This window comes from bacterium (assembly GCA_018830565.1).
In the GTDB taxonomy this organism is placed as follows: Bacteria; UBA9089; JAHJRX01; order JAHJRX01; family JAHJRX01; genus JAHJRX01.
The window spans coordinates 1-16,708 of record JAHJRX010000075.1 but is presented as its reverse complement, the minus strand read 5'-3'; the positions used below and the strand labels follow the sequence as shown (position 1 = coordinate 16,708).

Annotated in this window: 12 protein-coding genes; all 12 read right to left on the bottom strand. The window is 38.3% G+C overall.

Features of this window, described 5'->3' with window-relative positions; all coding sequences use genetic code 11:
- Positions 1-164 precede the first annotated feature (164 nt).
- Positions 165-1,937 (bottom strand): hypothetical protein, encoded by a 1,773-nt coding sequence (locus KJ849_07195; GenBank protein ID MBU2600344.1) that lies wholly within the window; start codon positions 1,935-1,937, stop codon positions 165-167.
- On the bottom strand, positions 1,937-2,557 hold the full coding sequence (locus KJ849_07190) for a V-type ATP synthase subunit D (GenBank protein MBU2600343.1): 621 nt from the start codon (positions 2,555-2,557) through the stop codon (positions 1,937-1,939). The genes KJ849_07195 and KJ849_07190 overlap by 1 nt, the downstream gene beginning before the upstream one ends.
- A gap of 24 nt (positions 2,558-2,581) precedes the next feature.
- A complete protein-coding gene (locus KJ849_07185) occupies positions 2,582-3,877 on the bottom strand; it encodes a V-type ATP synthase subunit B (protein MBU2600342.1) in 1,296 nt (431 codons plus the stop codon).
- Complete coding sequence (locus KJ849_07180; protein ID MBU2600341.1) at positions 3,870-5,621, bottom strand: V-type ATP synthase subunit A; 1,752 nt, start codon at positions 5,619-5,621, stop codon at positions 3,870-3,872. The genes KJ849_07185 and KJ849_07180 overlap by 8 nt, the downstream gene beginning before the upstream one ends.
- 257 nt (positions 5,622-5,878) lie before the next feature.
- Positions 5,879-6,532 (bottom strand): restriction endonuclease, encoded by a 654-nt coding sequence (locus KJ849_07175; protein MBU2600340.1) that lies wholly within the window; start codon positions 6,530-6,532, stop codon positions 5,879-5,881.
- Positions 6,533-6,539: 7 nt separating this feature from the next.
- On the bottom strand, positions 6,540-7,676 hold the full coding sequence (locus tag KJ849_07170) for a DNA methyltransferase (protein ID MBU2600339.1): 1,137 nt from the start codon (positions 7,674-7,676) through the stop codon (positions 6,540-6,542).
- 145 nt (positions 7,677-7,821) lie between these two features.
- The gene (locus tag KJ849_07165; protein ID MBU2600338.1) at positions 7,822-8,346 is read right to left on the bottom strand and encodes a DUF2764 domain-containing protein; all 525 of its coding nucleotides are present in this window, start codon (positions 8,344-8,346) and stop codon (positions 7,822-7,824) included.
- The gene (locus KJ849_07160) at positions 8,346-8,942 is read right to left on the bottom strand and encodes a hypothetical protein (protein MBU2600337.1); all 597 of its coding nucleotides are present in this window, start codon (positions 8,940-8,942) and stop codon (positions 8,346-8,348) included. Before KJ849_07160 ends, KJ849_07165 begins: the two co-directional genes overlap by 1 nt.
- Positions 8,943-9,179: 237 nt before the next feature.
- Entirely contained in the window at positions 9,180-9,374 is a 195-nt protein-coding gene (locus KJ849_07155; protein MBU2600336.1) for a hypothetical protein, read from the bottom strand.
- Positions 9,375-9,505: 131 nt separating this feature from the next.
- Positions 9,506-12,514 carry an N-6 DNA methylase gene (locus KJ849_07150; GenBank protein ID MBU2600335.1) on the bottom strand — a complete coding sequence of 1,003 codons (3,009 nt, stop codon included), beginning with the start codon at positions 12,512-12,514 and terminating at the stop codon, positions 9,506-9,508.
- Positions 12,507-12,974 carry a transposase gene (locus tag KJ849_07145; protein ID MBU2600334.1) on the bottom strand — a complete coding sequence of 156 codons (468 nt, stop codon included), beginning with the start codon at positions 12,972-12,974 and terminating at the stop codon, positions 12,507-12,509. The genes KJ849_07150 and KJ849_07145 overlap by 8 nt, the downstream gene beginning before the upstream one ends.
- A 66-nt stretch (positions 12,975-13,040) precedes the next feature.
- Positions 13,041-16,241: a helicase gene (locus KJ849_07140; protein MBU2600333.1), complete on the bottom strand. Its 3,201-nt coding sequence runs from the start codon at positions 16,239-16,241 to the stop codon at positions 13,041-13,043.
- Positions 16,242-16,708 lie beyond the last annotated feature (467 nt).

The following is a 16,708-nucleotide window of genomic DNA, read 5'->3' as shown; positions in this document are numbered from 1 at the left end:
CTAATGGCTGTAGTCTATCTAAAATTTTCGCCAACCAATTTTCGTTTTTCATTAGGGATATAAGCATCTTAGCTCGGGATTTAAGATTTTTATTCCAAGCTCCAAATCCCAATTCCATCTAAGTCCTGCTTCCCAACCCCTGACACTTGGCCGCTAATCCCTGATTATTCCTTAAATGGTTTATAAACAAAGCCACCCCATTTAATATCCGCGTGGTTACCAAACTCGAGCATATTCAATCGTACTCCATGAACTAACACGGCTATTGGACCGACAACAATATTTAACCCATGACCTACAAAAATTAAAAGAGAAGCAATAAGGCCAGCCGTCAGACTGCTAAATCCTACATCCAGAGCCATCTTATTAAAGGAATCAGCCACCGCCACCGAGGCAAGTCCCACCGCAAAAAGACGAATGTATGAAACTATATCTACAAAACTATTGACCACATTGAGCAAAAAAGCACCCAGCCCATTACTAATACCTTTGAGGATATTTTTCTCTGGGTTAGTAAAGAAGATAATTAACAAACCTCCGATGATAGCAAACCATTCTCCAAAGACTGGAAAGGAGTAACCAAGTATTAATACCTTTGCCAGGAAAAGTCCACTCCATAAGATGAGAATCCAGCCAATATCAGCTAAGGCCTTAAGCCCTGGAAGTTTTAACGTTGCCTGCCACAGGTGGCCTATGGTTAAGTGAACTACCCCGAGGTAAAAACAAAATAGCTGGACATTCTTACTTTCAGTCAAGGCTGGCACCAGAGGGCTTATTATTTTAGTTGTTCCAAAGAATGTAGCGGTAAGTAACCCCCAAATCATGGCACAACTACTCAGGAGATAAAAAAGATAAAAGATAGATTTATCTGCCACCTGATGATTAAACTTTCTTTGGAGAAAGATGGTCAAGATAAAATATATTAATCCGTAACCAAGATCACCGATGAGTATGCCAAAGAAGATAGAAAGAAAAGTTAGAAAGCATAAGCTAATATCAAGCTCACCATAACCAGGAAAGGCTCCTATAAATCGAAGAACAGGATTTATGATCGATATCCAGCGTGGATTTTGGATCAAGGTTGGCACCAGATCTTCTTTTGAAGGGTCATCAATTACCACTCCCCACCCTTCTTTTTTAGAAGCTTCAGTTAGTTTATTGACTGAGTAATAAGGAGCATAGCCCACTAAGTATAAAAACTGACCTTCCTCTCCCATCCCTTTTACGGCTTCAAAAAACTCAAGTTGCTTCTCAAGGGATTCCATTATCTCGAAAAGACTATCTTTATAGCCTCCATATTCCATAAGCTCCTTTTTGACTATCTCTGTCATCTCCATATCTTCTTTTAACCTTGCCTTCATCTTTCCAAGGCTCATTTCAGGTAGTTGTATTTCCTTAAAAGGAATCTTTATCTTTTCCTTTGAAATCGCGACACAATAAGCAATACCACCTGAAACATGGACTACTTTTAGAACAACCTCCTCAGGCAGGTCTTGTAATCTCTGACCTCTGGCCTTTGATCTCTGGACCATCTTAAGTGGCAATTGATAAAGCCTGATAAAAATCCCTTTTTTAGCTAAATCTTGAATCTGATCCAGATTAAAATCACCCCATTTTTCCCATTCTCTTATTCTTTCTAAAAAGGTGATAGCAGATTCTTCCAATTCTTCTAACCTCTTCTTTGAATCCACCACCTGTTTAGCTAGATCCTCCCAATTAACTATCTCTTTCTTTACTCTTTGGGTCTTAAATATCCCCAAAATCCCCATCACTTGATTGGCCAGCGATATCTTAATCTTAAGTTCAGTTATCTCCTTACCTTTGGGTAGATTTTGATGAGTAACATGCAAGACTCCCATTTTACTCAGAAACTTAACGACTGAAAAACTATCTTTTATTTGAACAATTATCGAAACCTTCTTCATGGGAACAATCATTAGCTTACTCCAAAGTTAGCCGCGGAACTACTTTCAATCTTCCTCTTCGCGATCTTGCTTCTCCCTACCGCGTTAGCCATTTGATCGCCAAGATAAACCTTGATCACCCTAATTGCTTCTTCCGCCTCAGGAATCTTTATCTTTTCAAAGAGATTGACACGTTGAGTAGTAATTCGTAGTTCTCTCTTAAGCAGTTCCATATTCTTTTTGATAGTCTCAATTTCCTGACGAATAGTAACTAACTCTCGGAGAAACTCAATAGCCCGATCAATCCACAATGACATCAGGAACAAGTCGTATTCCGGTATGGCAAACTCAAGTTGCTTAAAGACAAAAATATTTACTCCCGCCACATTCCTTGAGGAAAGAACTACCCTTTCAGGAACAAGCCACTGATGAACAGCCACTCCTTTTTCTCCAAGCAAACCAGCCCAATTCTCTATTGATTTTCTCAAGATCTCTTCTTGATGAACTTGTTCCTTAAGTTTATCCAGATGATGCCGCATCTCCATCTGAAGTTGTTGTTTCTTGAGCTGTAAAATAGGTAGATACCGCTTGAACTGGTTTAAGGCATCCCTTTGTTTCTTTAATTCATTTTTACTAAACTTAATCTTTGCCATCTTTAAACAATTTAAATGTCAGTTTTACTGTTTTGGCCAATACTTATCGATTATAGATTGTTTTATTCCAGTTTCTTCAGGCGTAAAACAAGCCGAGAGAATCTTCCAGCCCTTATCTAAGGCTTCTTCAAGTGGGATATTTACCTCAAGGGACATTACCTCTTTCTCAAAAAAGCCACCATAGCGAAGGAGTTTTTGGTCCCATTCACTCATATAAAAGCCCATAGCTTGTTTTTCCTTGGTCTGCCGATAAGAAGCAAACAACTGGATCATGGTATCCATAATAGGGCGGTGGTCATCTCGAGTCTGGCCGTTTACCAACTGCTTCAAGCGGCTTAAGGAACCAAATGGCTCTATGACATTGTCCTTGAGATAAAATTGGCCTTCAGTAATATAGCCAGTATTATCTGGAACCGGATGAGTAACATCATCACCAGGCATGGTAGTCACTGCTAGAATAGTAATTGACCCCGCCCCCTCAAAATCAACAGCTTTTTCATACCGAGCTGCCAGCTGACTATACAAGTCACCTGGATAGCCACGATTTGATGGCACTTGCTCCATGGTAATTGATATCTCCTTCAAAGCATCTGAGAAATTAGTCATATCGGTCAAAAGCACCAGGACTCGCTTCCCGCTCAAAGCAAACTGCTCAGCTACAGCTAAGGATACATCTGGCACCAATAAGCACTCGACCACTGGATCTGCAGCGGTGTGAATAAAAAATACCGAACGAGAAAAGACTCCCTCTTCCTCCAAGGTATTCCTGAAGAAGAGATAGTCATCATACTTTAACCCCATGCCACCGAGAATAATAGTATCAACCTCTGCTTGGATAGCAATTCTAGCTAGAAGTTCGTTGTATGGCTCACCTGGAATGGAAAAGATAGGTAGTTTTTGTGACTCCACCAAGGAATTAAAGACATCAATCATTGGAATCCCTGTTCGAATCATTCTTCGTGGAATGATTCTTTTAACTGGATTTACCGACGGACCACCTATTTCTACAAGATTTTCTGAAAGAGAGGGGCCATGGTCAAGAGGCAAACCACAACCATTAAAGATACGACCCAATAATACCTCGCCAGTAGCCACACTCATCGAGTGACCAAAAAAACGAACCTTATCTCCGGTCGAGATGCCCTTACTGCCAGCAAAGACCTGTAAGTCTACCTTCTTATTATCAAGCCGGATTACCTGGGCAAGCGATGTTCCTTGCCAAGTAGAAATCTCAGCTATTTCCATATACTTAATATCTTCTGCTTCAACGGTAATGACATCGCCAGCTATTTGGAGGATACTTGTATAAACTTTAGCCATTTACTTCTTCCTTTTTACATCTTTCTTGAATTAATTGGATAATCTTGTCTTCTATCTCTTTAAACTCTGCCTTCTCCCACCTGGTACAATTCCATGTTCGAAAAAGCTGTCTTAGTTTATGGAAAAATTGGAGGGCTTTATTTTTATCAATTAAGTCAAACTTCTGCTCAAGGATATGCTGATAGATAAAGTTAAAAATATACCTTTGTCTATCAGCAGTAGTGGCTTCATCAACCTGATCAAACGCATCTTGCTGCAAGTAGACAAAGTCAAAAAATTCACCCCTCAGATAATCGATATATTCCTCAAGGGAGATGCCTTCTTCTCCAACCACCTTCATCATTTGAGCAATATCATTACTTAACCGCAAGATTTCACGACCCCTTTTACTTTGCTCTGGATTGATAAAGCTCTGATACTTACTCCAGCTAATTAATGGGTCAATGGCTGGATATTTTCTGGCATCTGAACGTTCTCGCGAGAGTCCATGAAAGGCTCCAACCACCTTTAGAGTTGCTTGAGTAACCGGCTCCTCAAAGTTTCCACCAGCAGGGCTGACTGTCCCACCAATGGTGATAGAACCAATTGTTCCATCATTAAGCCTAACTATGCCTGCCCGTTCGTAAAAGGCAGCAATGCGGGATTCAAGGTAAGCAGGAAACGCCTCTTCACCAGGAATCTCTTCTAATCGACCAGACATCTCCCTCATGGCTTGTGCCCAGCGAGAGGTTGAATCAGCTAAAAGCAAGACATTAAGCCCCATTTGGCGGTAGTATTCAGCAATAGTTACGGCCGTATAAACACTTGATTCTCGTGCTGAGACTGGCATAGAACTGGTATTACAGATAATTACGGTCCTATCACTTAATGGCCTTTGGGTTCTCGAGTCTATCAATTCCGGAAAAGTCTTTAAGGTCTCTACCACCTCTCCAGCCCGTTCCCCGCAAGCGGCAATAATCACAATATCTACCTCCGCATGTCTGCTGGTCAATTGCTGAAGGACAGTTTTACCAGCACCGAAAGGACCCGGAATACAATAAGTACCGCCAAGTGCTACCGGAAAAAGTGAATCTATCAGACGCATCTTAGTCACTAGTGGCTGAGTTGGCTTTAATTTCTCACCATAAGCCTTAATAGGAATTTTAACCGGCCATCTTTGTTTTAAAAAGCATTCATGTTCCTGTCCATTTGCCCCCCTGAGAGTGGCAATGGGTTGAATTATCTTGTATCTGCCTTCTGGAACTATGCTGACAATTTCAAAGACGCCACTTAACCCAAACGGCACCATAATGGCATGCTTAAATATCTTTTCCGGAACCAAACCAAGCACATCCCCGGCCCTTGCTTTTTCCCCTCTCTTTTTAAGCGGGGTAAAATCATGAGTGTCTTCATCAGGAATGGCATGGAGATAAACACCTCTTTTTAAAAAGAATCCACATTGCTGAGCTATTTCAGGTAAAGGGTTTTGTAAGCCATCAAATACCTTGCCCAAAAGCCCTGGCCCTAACGCCACAGATAAAAGCTCCCCTGTAAATTCAACCTTATCACCGACGCTAAGTCCTTTTGTGCTTTCGTAAACCTGCATCTCGGCTTTATTTCCCTTGATGCGAATTACTTCTGCCTTGAGACGCTCTGTGCCCTGGATAAGATAAGCTACCTCATTCTGGATAACATTTCCATCTACCTCAGCCAAAACCATATTTCCATAGACCTTGATAATTCGGCCAATCCTATTTGGAGTCATTTATTTCTCCTCACCCCTGTAACGTTTGTTCTATAGTAGTTATCAACGAAAACTGGACATAGAAAATAATGCCGAGCAATAAAAGATAAACTTGTTTGCCCTCAAATTAATTTGCTCTATGTCAAATTTTCATTAATAAATGCTATATTGGATAAGATAAGCTACCTCATTCTGGATAACGGTTGAGCTAATCTGCGACGTGAAACGCCGTTAGCTTCAGCGATTGGTTAGGTAACACTTTATTCAATTTCTCAATGTTATTTTGATTCATTTATGAGTTTGTTTAATTTCAATCTCCAGTCATCAGGATTATACCAAAAACAACCAAGGCAACCTTTTTCATCATCACTGGGGATTCTTGTGTCCCATTTTGTTCCACCTTGTGTAAAATAATTGATGCCAATGAAGGTGCCACGCTCGCCAGTCTTCTTGCAGTGTTCACAATAACGACTTTTCCAAAGATTATGCTGGCGGGTTAAAAGCTGAAATTTTTGGTGCAATTCTTCCTCGGTCATATTTATATCATACGACTCATCTTTTGACCAACGAACTTGAGGAAATCGATGGTCAATTTCCAATTCATTGGGGATCATTTTGCGAAGGGTAATGGCTTCAGCATTATCATAATGCTTGAGGACACGCTGCCGAAGTTTAGATGGAAGTTGCAAGCGAATAAATGAAGACTCAATAGGTATTGTTGATGTTAAGTGGCGGTGAACCGTTTTATCTTTACATTCATCGCAATAGTGAGTGCTATTTTCTATATCAAACCCGTGCTGACGAATAATCTGGATTGCTTTAGCAGGTTGGGTTCCAGGCAATTCATGTTTGCCACAATGCCACTTGCCATCTGACAAAATCGTAAATATTTGGGCCAGCTTTGTTCCTTCATTAAATGGGTGTTTTGTCATAATCATCCTATTTTTTCTTGAAAAGAAAAATGTATTCGTGCTTAAAAATATAAAATCCACCAACAAGAGCCCTGTAACGCCATAATTCCTTCTGATTGCGTTTTCCTGTTGTTTCTTCAAAGTTTTTCACAACTATGCTTTTTAAGGAAAAACCTCGCTTCATAATCTCATTCATGGTTAAAAATCCTAATGGAATCCACTCACCTTTAGAATATTTATCGCCAATTACCAGAGCAAAATATCTTCCTCTATCTAAAACTGATGAAGCACTATCAACTATTTTATTCATCATTTTTAGGAATGACTCTACCGAAGAAGCATTAGATAAATCTCTTGGGTCGTTGCTAAATTTGATAATATCAAAATATGGCGGATGCATGATTAAAAGCTGAACAGATTCTTGTCCGTATTTTTGTAAAAGTGATTTATAGTCAACAATCGAACTGTCATCAGTTATAACTTCACTGATAACTCCATATTTATTCGGCTCAGAAGAAACAAGCCCTCGTGCTTTTTGGGCAACATTTTCCTGAAGTTCTATTCCCATTCCATTTCTTCCTAATCTTTGACTTTCAATTAAAGTCGTTCCACAGCCAACAAAGGCATCTAAAACCCAATCGTTTTTTTTGGTATAGCGTTTTATCATTTGATTTGGGATTTGTGGAATAAAATTCCCCCAATATCCTGCTGTGTGGACTCCAGAATTATCTCGCTTATCGCATATCCATAAACTATCGGTATAAATATCCGTACATTCTTTCCATTGATTTAAGTTAATATCATTGATTTTGTTTGTCTTAATCTCAGCAATCCCTTTTTCAAAACGCTCAACATAATATTTTGCTCTTTCAAGGGTTTGGGCCTCTGCAATTTGTTGGATTTCATCAAACAGGTATTTCTGGGTAATTTTTATTGTGTCGCCATTAGAGTCAATATTCAGCAATCCAATTTTATCTGATTTTGTGTTAGTTAACTGATCCCTTAGATACGATATGTTATTTCTTAATGACGAAAGAGACTCTTCTCCTTTTAGTTTAAAGATCATCTCCAAAATCATTGACTTGTCGACAATCATAATCTTGTTGGTTGGTCTAAATGTAGACTTATTGAATGTGGTTGAACTCTCTTGTGCATTGGCTTGCATGGTTAATTTCCTTCATATTTTAAAATCAATTCATTATTAAAGCCAAGCAAAATGCTACCTAACATTTCCATCTACCTCAGCCAAAACCATATTTCCATAGACCTTGATAATTCGGCCAATCCTATTTGGAGTCATTTATTTCTCCTCACCCCTGTAATGTTTGTTCTAACAGCTTATGGCTATCAGAGGACTTAATCCTCTGCCACCTTTCTAAGATTAACAACTTGCAAGCATAACAAATCAAATGGTCAAGATCAAAATAATGTCCAAACTCAAGGTCATCTAATTTTTGCCATCGACCCCTATCTAAGATTTCTTCCCCTTCCAGAATTGAATGACTCTGGTAAGCAAGGTGAGCAATATGAGTAAGGTGAGATTCTACCAGGTCATCATCTGTGGGCCGTAAGTATTTTTCAAGATCAATCTTTTTACAAGCAGCCCGCAGTTTAACCAATTCATTTCTCAAGATTACCTCAAAGGTATACCACTTCTTTAATGTTGGCTGATGAACTTCTATGTTCTCTATGTCCACCCTGGAAATATCTTTGAGAATTTCAATATCCCTTTCTGGTATAAACTCCTGGCATATCTTTAAAAATGACTGATACGAAAATGGTGGGGTGTCACCAAAATTAAGCATCGCCAAGCTAGATATTAAATAAGTATACACTACTTTATTTCCTTAAGGATCTCTGCCAGTCTTGGCTTTAGATAAGTGCCAATATACTCGGCTAAGGCCGTATCGCTAAAATCGTAATGTGATTTTCCCTTATCGTAACTGATCATAAAGCCACCGGTGATTTTTTCTTCCGACTGAAGAGTGATCCCGTTTCTTACCTCTTGGCTAAGTTCTTTTAAAAGACTCTGCTCAAACTTTTCAAGGCTTTGCGAATCAAGAGAAACCGTGATCTCCTTAGTTTGAGAATTCTTAATTAAAGTAGTTATTATCTCTATCAACTCCTGACCACTTAATGCCTCCCTGACCTTTGTTGCCGTGAGCTTATCAAGCATTAGACAAATTTGCTTTCTTAAAGAAAGCAATAAATCTCTGGCTGCTTGCTTAAGTAAGGTCTGAGTAGATTCCTTAATTTTCTTAGCCTGTGTCTTAGCTTCTCCAATAATCTTATCTGCTTCCATCTGGGCTTCTTTGATCATCTCTTGTGCCTTTTGTCTTGCTTGGGCTTCTACTGCCGCGGCTTTTTCCTCAGCTGCCTTAATTCCTTCTTGGTGGATCTTTTCTATTAAACTCTTGATATTCTCAGCCATAATACTCCTCTCTCTTGCCTTAATGGACTTATTCCTAATAAAACTGCTAGCTAAAAGCTGATACCTGAACATTTACTAAATCTAGTAGTTATTAACAAAAACTGGACATAGAAAATAATACCGAGTAATAAAAGATAAACTTGTTTGCCCTCAAATTAATTTGCTCTAGGTCAAGTTTTCATTAATAAGCACTATAGATACTATAATATTAAATTATAACTCAGAAGAAGAAATATGTCAAAACAAAATAAAGATTTGTAACACTCCCCACTTATATTTTTCCTGCCTCTCTACAATGCTTTTACCAATATCCCAGTATAACTTTATAAGCTCTTTATTGACCGACCTAATCGCCTGAATTCTCGCCGTAACAATTCGCGATTTAATTTCATTCAAGAATGTCCTGTATTCATTGCCTATTATATTCTCCATCATCTCTCCCCTGAATTTTCTACGATGGTGATTTCGTCTTTTGTCAGACCGTATAATTCATACACCAGATGGTCGATTTGGCGTTCGTATTCTTTGACTTGGGCTTGCTTGTTTAGATTTTATAGTATCTTTCAATCTATATTTTCTCCTAAACGAAATTCAATTTCATAATTTTTTATGAATTCAATTTCTTCTTTCGTCAGGCTATACAAAGGGCCAATTATATCGTCTATTTTATCAATTAACTTTTTTGATTTCCCGATTTTATATTCCTTAAATGAGTCAATATTAGCATAACGGGTTGTTTGTCTCACATTGGCATTGGCTTCAATATCCTCTAAATATTCATCATAAAGCTTTTCTATTTTTTCAATAATTTCCTTATCGGAGATAATTTTTGAATAAGGAATTTTAAATGATTCAATTTCGTAGGATTTTAAATCATGATTATTTGAAAATATTTGATAATACCAGAAAAATAGATTACTGCTCAAAATTGCACCAATTGAGTTAGAAATGCTTTTGGGTAAGTATATTGCTTTCTCTTTTGTAGAACCTGTTGAATAATTTGTAATTACCTTAAAGTACCTACCGCCGGATGTTCTATAATAAATTGACTTTCCATCGTTTACTAATAAATCAGAAATGGTTTTATCCTGTTTAAATATTTTTCCCAAAATTTCCTTTTCAATTGGTTGGCTTATTTTAGGATATCTGCCTTGTAGTTTAACATCAACTACATCAATAAACTGTAAGTTATTAACCAAATGCTGTAAATCATAATTTTTGTTTTTACGATACATTTTTGTTGAATAAATGTGTTCACATTTTGTATCAGATTTTTTAAACAAAATAATTGATGTATCTACAACTGCATTTTCAAAAACAGGCTGAGGCCTTACAGAGTAAGAAGAAACTTTTATTATTTCACAATTGTCCTCAAGCAATTTATGAAGTGCTGTCATTGAGTCGCTTGAGGTAATACTGATGGGAACTATATAATTAAGGGTTCCACATTTCTTCAAAACATTGTAACCAAGTTCAATGAATATTGTAAAGGTATCCAAAGAACCTTTTTGAACATTCGTAATTGTTTTTGTTGTTAGATATCGTTTTAGAAAGTGTTTCTTCTCATTAACAGAATAATCTGCACCATACGGTGGATTCGCTATTACCACATCAAACCCCTTCTTTTCATGGAAAACTTCCGAGAAATAGACCTCAAAATCAAACTCTTTATGTCCATAAGTAATCTGACTAATTATTTCGTCAATTTGTTTTTTATATTCCTGCTTTTTCTTCGGGCTGGTTTCGTTAAAAAGAAGTGGTTTTAGCCGTTCCAATTCTTCGAACAGGCGTTGATTAAAGAGGTTCTTTTCAACTCCCAAAAGTGAATTACCGCAGACGATTTTATAATCCAGATTTGGCAGGGGTTTTATTTGCTTAATGTCTTCTTCATCCACTACTAGCGACAACCACAAGCGGAGCTTGGCAATCTCAACTGCACTCGGATCAATATCTACGCCATAGAGGGATTTTTCTATACATTCACGCTTGAAAAGGTAAATTGTCCTGCTGGGTTCTTTAATAAAAGCAGACAGCACATTTCTTGCTTTTGTAATCTCACCCATCATACCTACAGGAAATGCCCCTGAGCCGATTGCCGGGTCGCAAACCTTGATATTGGCAAGTTTATTGTCAATCAATTTAGCATTTTGCCTGATGCTTTCGGGGAGTTTGTAAGAGTAGGTATCGGTTTCCCTGCCTTTGGCTTCCACCCTTGCCTCGTTTTCACCTATCTGCTCACCGTATTTGATAATGATTTCGCTGTCATTCTTACTTACCTTGCCTTCAAGTTCTGTTGCCAAATAATTAATCAAACTCTGTTGACACATATAGTGGACGATTTCGCGGGGGGTGTAATAAGTGCCTTTGGATTTACGATCCTTTACTTCTAATAGGTTTTCAAAGACTTTCCCCAGCATCTCCGGGTCAACCGCCACTTCCTTTTCTAGCGGTTCGTCTTCTTTGACTGTGAAGTTATAAAGATCAAAGATGTCCAAAATTCCATTTCCTTTATCGCCTTCTTTAGTCTTGTAATCATTAGAGAATAAATCATTCGGAAGAAAAATATCAGTATGCACCCAATCGTAGTTATTGATGGGGTCAAAAAGCCCGCCGTCTAAAAATGGAATTTTACAATTAAAACGGCTATAAAAATTGTCATCCCGTTCCCGCGATAACACTTCGTAAAAGAGTGGTTCCAAAATATCATTAAAAAAATTTTTATATGCTGCGTGCTTTCCCTCAAATAGCTCCCGCAGGAAGTTTTTGGGGCCCGTTCCCCACTCTGCATCGCGCTTAACGCCGAACCAACCCTTTTTCTGTAAAAAGTAAAGGAAGACTATCTGTCCTAAAAGTTTCTTGGAAAAGTCAACGGTATTGACACCTTTTGCCTCAAAATCTGCTCTAATCTTGTTGTCTTTGAAAACAAGGGCATCCAGTGTTTCTTTAGTCCACAAAAATAGTTCCCGGTATTTCTCAAAGAATTCTTTGGTAACTTTTTCAATGTTAAAGGCGTCTTCCAGCCGTGCAAGTGTGGGGTTGTGCTCGTCATCTTCAATAATTGGCACAAGATGGCTTTTGGCAGTATGGCTATTTTCGTTTTTGCCGACCAAAAATGACCATCGCCGGGCAGGTGTAAATTCTTCTTTTACTTTGGTTCTGCCTTTTTCATCTTCAACAAAACGGTAGTCCATTTTGACTAATGAAAACCGCCAGTCATCTTCGTTTGGCGAGACAAAGGCTACTAATGCCGCATCCTTCCCTCCACCACGGCTGACATTTAGATACCAGGCAATAAAATTTCTCTGCATTGTGCGGGCACGCTCAATGGAGGTCTGTTCTTTAAGTTTTACGATAAGAATGTCAATCTTATGCTCACCATCGTTGTATTTCCCTATTCGCTCTAACGTATTGATATATTGCTCATAAGCATCAGGGATATAATTCCCCTTATAAATAAATGTTGCCTCTTCTACCTCATTGAGCAAATTCTTCACAAAACCTACGAATTTGTTTTTATCAAAGGGTGATTCAAAGGTTTCCTTTATAAGCGCCTGAGCTTGTTTTTTATCCATAGAATTCCCCAAACTTAACTTTTTCTACATTCGGATTATTGGTGATATATTCTCGAATCTTAGTTAGTGCATTATCATTTCTAATTATATGTTCATAGTAACCCGGCTGCCATAATTTTTGTAGTTGCCCAGCTTGCTGGGCGGATTTTGATTGCCAATCTTGATTAGCGTATTTTCGAACAAAAACTGTTGTTTTAGACTTAAACCGCCTAATAATTTCAGAAAGTGAGTATTTACTTTTCTCAAGGATTATAATCAAATGAATGTGACTGGACATTACCACATAGTAATCTATTTTTACACCTTCTAAAGTATTCAGCCGAGCAAGCTCGGCAACTACAATATTTTTTATATTGCCTTGTAAATAAAGCATCCTATAGTTTGTATCAATTGTCACAAAATAATAGCCGTCAGAACTGTAATCATAGGTTTTCAAACGGATATTTTTTATCGCTCTCATTGTGACCACGTTAATTTGCTCCACAGTGTAGAGCGAATTGGAAACATTATTATTTCCTTTTTCATATCACTCCCTGCCTTTTAAGTATAAGGATAGGATTACTTTACGCTTTCCAAAAACAACCGGCAAATACTCGACATAATGACCTTCCAGAAGCCGCCCAGGAATATGGGTTTGAAGAGTAGCCAAAACCTTCAAAGGATTTATTACATCCTGTTTTAATTCATCCAGGGCATTAAGAACTTCCTTTGTGGTCTGTTTGGGAAGCCCGCCTTCTTCAAGCTGTCGAACAACCTTCCTTAGATATAACTCCTGCTCATCAGTGAGCTGACGGGTATTTTTCACTGTAAGCTTCAATATCTTAAGAATATTGGTTACGCTATCCCTGCCGCCCTTACCCTTAAAATGTGATTTCGCCATCTCTTCGGTCGTGGCAAAGATAAAGGCTTCTTTATTCATATCTAAGAGCTCATAAAACTTTTCTGGTAACTTTTGCCTTTTCTCCTCAAGATCACTTTCCATTAGTTTTGCCGCAGAAAGAAAATCAAGCTCTTTAGGTTTCTCATTGGCCTTGATGATAAAAAACTTTTCGAGCTTACCTCTCCTAAAATATGTAAGAAGCGATTCTTTATGCTCATTGTTTATTTTTCCAGTACGGGCTTTCTTAGGAAGATACTTGATTTTCTCGAACAAATCCGGCTCTTTATCCCGGATGTTCTTAATAATCTGCAGATATTTCAATTCGCTTTCTTCTTTTTCATCCTCACCGGTTATAACTTGCTTAGAAATCAACCTATTGAAAAGCTCGTGCGAACCAATTGGCTCGCCCTCGGTTAAAAGTGCGGCATCCCCGCCAAGCAGGGTTAAAAAGGCATTGATTTTAGCCTCTGCGGCTTCCCTGAGTTTTATCTGGTCGTTAGATTGTTGCGTGGGGAAAAAGTTGAAGGTATATATTTCGGAAAACTTCGTATCTACACGATTGATACGGCCTACCCTTTGCATCATACGAGTCGGGTTCCAGGGGATATCATAATTAATAACCGTATTTGAGCGATGCAAGTTAACACCTTCTGATAATACTTCCGTAGATACGAGAATACGATACTCGTCTTTTGGATGTCGGGCCCGGGCGTCAAAATTCTCAATTACTTTATCGCGAGTTGCCTCATCAGAGCCACCGCTAAACAAAAGTGCCGTGTCGGGAAACTTTTTGTTTATATTGCCTGACAGATATTCAGCGGTTTCTTTTGATTCAGTAAAGATAATGAGCTTATTATCTTTTAGGGTTTTATTTTTTGAAAGTTCATTTAAGAATTTAAGTAGTTTTGGGTCCCTCGTTACATCCTGCCATAAAACTTTTACTTCTTTTAGTATCTTAAAATCGCTTTTGAGATCTTTAAGAAGATCGTCTGTAAATTCCTTTCCGGAATATTTCTCTGCCTTACCCTCATCAATCAGTTTTTGAATTGCCTGGTCATCGTCATTCTCTAAGAGTTCAAATATCTTGTTCGTGTATTTCTTGCTTACATAGACATTTCCCTTGTCAAATTCCTTGATAAACATTTCGTATGAATCAAAAAATCTGTCAACAGATTTTTTGAAGGCAAAGAAACTGCTCTCAAGCCTTTTTACTAAAAGGATTTTCATAAACTTGCCCATATTCTTCTGGGATAATTCTTCTGGCTGAGATATTTTACCCTTGTAATACAGCATAGGCGCGTAACGGGCGTATTTGAATTTCTGAGTTATAAGTTCGATGGTTTTATTAAAGATCGCATCTTCTTCGCTGCTCAATTCGTAAAACAGCGGTTCCGGCTTTTGGGCATCCGGGAATTTTAGCTTCTGGTTTTTGAGGTCTTCGGAAAAATAGTTGGTAATCTCTGTCCTAGTCCGGCGAACCATCAAGTATTTAAGGACTTTATCGCGGATTTCTTTCGAGTTTTCTTTTACTGTTTTAATATACTCCGCATAATCTTTTTGCCTGTCTAACCCTTTAAGTTTTCTATGAAGGCTATTGAAAAATCCTTCCAGATCAGAAAGGTTCGGGATTGTACTCTTCTTTGCTTTTTGAAACAGCTTAATCTGGCTTAAAACATCTTTAGGTGAATTATTGTAAGGTGTAGCGGTTACCAAAATCACTCGTTTACCACGACAAATCTCTGCCAGTTTTTCATAAGTCATAGTGGCTTCTGTCCGGAAACGATGGGCTTCATCTATTATGATATTGGTATACTTTTCAGTTCCTCGGTCGATGATGTCATCAAGCTTACCCAGGGATTCAAAATCAGCCGGGATTCTAAAATCAGAAAATACATTTGGCCAAGAGCCGGGATTAGCTTTTTCAAGAAGCACAGGAGGCGCGATAACTAAAGTCCTACCATCAAGCTGACCGGCAAGCATCGCTGAAACATATGTCTTTCCAAGGCCAACCACATCCGAAATAAACACTCCTCCGTATTCTCCAAGGATCTTCTTGGCATTCAAAACTGCTTGCTCTTGGTACTCTAATCTCTTGAATTCTTGAGGCAAATATTTGATGAAGACATCCTCTGTCTGGCTCAATTCGTCTTTGAAATATTCGTATAGAAATTTAAGGTAAAGCTGATGAGGGGTGATATTCTGGTTAAGCCAGGTCTTATCCTCTATGGTCTGGATATATTTTTGGCTGACATCAACAGAGTCTTTCCAAAGTTCTTCAAATTTTTGTTTGGCAAATTCATAATCGGCCCGGGTTTTTAATTCAACATTAAATTCAAGATTGTCGACCAAACCCGCCTGGGTAAAATTACTGGAGCCGGTAATTACTCTTCCTACATCGCGATCCCCTTCTGCGAAAGTCATTATATAAAGCTTGGCGTGAATATTTTGCGAAGGGTATGCCCTTACTTCCAATTTCTTGCTCTTTATCCACTCTATAAATTTAACTACTCCTTCTTCTACCTGGCGGATATCTTCAGAGCCTTCCAGTTCTTTTTCAACTAGGCCCTGAAATTCTTGCTTTACCTCTGCGTGAGAAAATTGGAGCGTCTGTCGTTTTTCGGTTACTGCTCTATTAAGTAAATCGTATGTCTGTCGGCTTGTGCTTATTCCAATAAGGACGCGGATTTTCTCAGTTGCTTCCAACGATTTGCATATCGCATAAAACCCGCTCGTGTAGAAGAAACCCACCAAGCAATCAAAAAATTTCGTATCCTTTATCAAAACCTCGAACCTATCCTTGAGATTTTGATCTCTCTCATTTGTGATGAATGTTAAATCAGTATTCACGTTTTTTCCTTTTTATTCGTTGTTTTATTTCTTCCCACTAATGCATCTAAGGTAACTCTAAAGGAAGCAATTTTTCCAGTATCTTTTGTAATTATTATATTGCTTTAGATCCTTTCAAGGAAAAAATTAAAATTATTTGTGTATACCTGGAGACTAATTTCTTTAAGGATTTGGCCCTCATCTGAGGGCCGTTGTCAGAGTGAATAATTGGCTTCTGCTCTTTTTGATGTCCATCATATTTAGCCAGGGTGAAATCTATTGTCCTTTGAACATCCTTGGTGGTAGAGGAGGCTGATAATTAGAATTGCTGTATAATCCCAATTTTGTCTGTAATACCAAAATGAAAATGTCCTAATCTGGCAAAATGAAAATGTCCTGTTTAAGGATGTAAAATATCCCTCAAAAAAGGAGGGAGAAATGGAAGAAAAGGACATTTTCGAAATGAGCAAAAAAGAGTGGGCAAGATT

Excerpts from the sequence above, each read along its gene's own strand:
- KJ849_07195 (MBU2600344.1), bottom strand. The coding sequence starts at position 1,937 with ATGATTGTTCCCATGAAGAAGGTTTCGATAATTGTTCAAATAAAAGAT.
- KJ849_07190 (MBU2600343.1), bottom strand. The coding sequence starts at position 2,557 with ATGGCAAAGATTAAGTTTAGTAAAAATGAATTAAAGAAACAAAGGGAT.
- KJ849_07185 (MBU2600342.1), bottom strand. The coding sequence starts at position 3,877 with ATGGCTAAAGTTTATACAAGTATCCTCCAAATAGCTGGCGATGTCATT.
- KJ849_07180 (MBU2600341.1), bottom strand. The coding sequence starts at position 5,621 with ATGACTCCAAATAGGATTGGCCGAATTATCAAGGTCTATGGAAATATG.
- KJ849_07175 (MBU2600340.1), bottom strand. The coding sequence starts at position 6,532 with ATGACAAAACACCCATTTAATGAAGGAACAAAGCTGGCCCAAATATTT.
- KJ849_07170 (MBU2600339.1), bottom strand. The coding sequence starts at position 7,676 with ATGCAAGCCAATGCACAAGAGAGTTCAACCACATTCAATAAGTCTACA.
- KJ849_07160 (MBU2600337.1), bottom strand. The coding sequence starts at position 8,942 with ATGGCTGAGAATATCAAGAGTTTAATAGAAAAGATCCACCAAGAAGGA.
- KJ849_07155 (MBU2600336.1), bottom strand. The coding sequence starts at position 9,374 with ATGGAGAATATAATAGGCAATGAATACAGGACATTCTTGAATGAAATT.
- KJ849_07150 (MBU2600335.1), bottom strand. The coding sequence starts at position 12,514 with ATGGATAAAAAACAAGCTCAGGCGCTTATAAAGGAAACCTTTGAATCA.
- KJ849_07145 (MBU2600334.1), bottom strand. The coding sequence starts at position 12,974 with ATGAGAGCGATAAAAAATATCCGTTTGAAAACCTATGATTACAGTTCT.